Origin of the sequence: Streptomyces adustus (genome assembly GCF_009377175.1) — a bacterium.
Lineage (GTDB): Bacteria > Actinomycetota > Actinomycetes > Streptomycetales > Streptomycetaceae > Streptomyces > Streptomyces adustus.
In genome coordinates this window covers 1-1,860 of sequence record NZ_VJZD01000520.1, presented here as the reverse complement: position 1 = coordinate 1,860, position 1,860 = coordinate 1, and the positions used below count along the sequence as shown (strand labels likewise).

Annotated in this window: 2 protein-coding genes; both read left to right on the top strand. The window is 73.7% G+C overall.

The annotated features are described in order from the left end of the window. Positions 1-40 precede the first annotated feature (40 nt). Positions 41-1,138: an ABC transporter ATP-binding protein gene (locus tag FNH09_RS46270; RefSeq protein WP_152895858.1), complete on the top strand. Its 1,098-nt coding sequence runs from the start codon at positions 41-43 to the stop codon at positions 1,136-1,138. 76 nt (positions 1,139-1,214) lie between these two features. Beyond that, positions 1,215-1,637, top strand: a complete 423-nt coding sequence (locus FNH09_RS46265; RefSeq protein ID WP_152895857.1) for a TOBE domain-containing protein — start codon at positions 1,215-1,217, stop codon at positions 1,635-1,637. Positions 1,638-1,860: the final 223 nt, after the last annotated feature.

Genomic DNA, 1,860 nt, shown 5'->3' with positions numbered 1-1,860 from the left:
GCCCCTGCCCCTGCCCCCGACTCTGCCGGACGATTGACTCATGACCGACCTCGACGCCGACCGGGTCCGCCCCACCCTCACGGACCCGCACGGCCAGGGCCTCGGCCTCGACGCCCGTCTCGTCGTGGACCGCGGCACGTTCCGCCTGGACGTCGCGCTGACGGCCGCGCCCGGTGACGTCGTCGCCCTGCTCGGCCCCAACGGCGCGGGCAAGACCACGGCACTGCGCGTGCTCGCCGGTCTCGTCCCGCCCTCCGGCGGCCATCTGCGCCTCGACGGCGTCCCACTGGACGGCACACCCCCCGAGTCCCGCCCGGTCGGTGTGGTCTTCCAGGACTATCTGCTCTTCCCGCACCTGACGGCCCTGGACAACGTGGCCTTCGGCCCGCGCTGCCAGGGCAGCTCCAAGGCGCAGGCCCGGGCCCTGGCCGCGCAGTGGCTGGACCGTATGGGTCTGGCCGATCACGCCGACGCCAAACCCCGCCGCCTCTCCGGCGGTCAGGCCCAGCGGGTCGCCCTGGCCCGCGCGCTGGCCACCCGGCCGCGGCTGCTGCTCCTGGACGAGCCCCTCGCCGCCCTGGACGCCCGTACCCGGCTGGAGGTACGGGGCCGCCTGCGCCGCCATCTCGCCGAGTTCGAGGCCGTCGCCGTACTGGTCACCCACGACCCGCTGGACGCCATGGTGCTGGCCGACCGGCTGGTCGTCGTCGAGGACGGCCGCGTCGTCCAGGAGGGCGCCCCGACCGACATCGCCCGTCATCCGCGGACCGACTACATCGCGCAGCTGGTCGGCCTGAACCTCTACCGGGGACGGTCCGACGGGCACACGGTCCGTCTCGACGCCGGCCCCGCCGTCACCACCACCGAGGCCCTGTCCGGCGAGGTCTTCGTGGCGTTCCCGCCGAACGCGGTCACCCTGTACCGGGACCGTCCCACCGGTTCCAGCGCCCGCAATCTGTGGCGCTGCGAGGTCGTGGGCCTGGAGACCCACGGCGACCGGATCCGGGCCGACCTCGCCGGCGAACTCCCGATCGCCGCGGACCTCACCACGGTCGCCGCGGCCGAGCTCGATCTGCATCCGGGCGCATCGGTCTGGGCGACGGTGAAGGCGACGCAGACGCACGCGTACCCGGCCTGACGGCCCCGTCTGGTTACGGTGGGGCCACCCGAGGCCCAGAGCCCGACGCACCCCACCGTCTGCGAGGCATCCCCCCATGAGCCTGAGCATCCGCAACCAGCTCCCCGGCACCGTCACCGCCGTCACCCCGGGCGAGGTCATGGCGACGGTGAAGGTCCGTCTGGCCGGTGGCCAGGACCTCACCGCGGCGATCACCCTGGAGGCCGTCGAGGAGCTCCGCCTGACGACGGGCGCCGCGGTGCACGCCCTGGTGAAGTCCACCGAGGTCGCCCTCGCCACCGGGCCGGTCGAGGGTCTCTCCATCCGCAACCGGCTGCCCGGCACGGTCCGGGACGTCACTGCGGGCGGCGCCATGGCCACCGTGAAGGTCGCCGTCGACGGTGCCGTGCTGACCGCGGCGATCACCCGGGACTCCGCGACCGAGCTCGGTCTGTCGGCGGGCTCGGCCGTCACCGCGCTGATCAAGTCGACCGAGGTGTCCCTCGCGAGTCGGGGGTGAATCGGCTGGGGTTCGCGCTGTTCCTGAAGTTCTTCGAGGTGGAGGCCCGGTTCCCGGAGGATGCCGGGTAGATCCTCGCACCGCGCCCGATACGCGGACTTCCGAACCGGAGGAGGAGGCTACGGCAGGGCCGGCATCCTGAAGATCCGTACGCCGCCGCTGCCCCCTGGCGCCCGCCGGGCCCCACCTTCGTCCGGAGCTCTTATGGGGAGGGAGTGAGGCG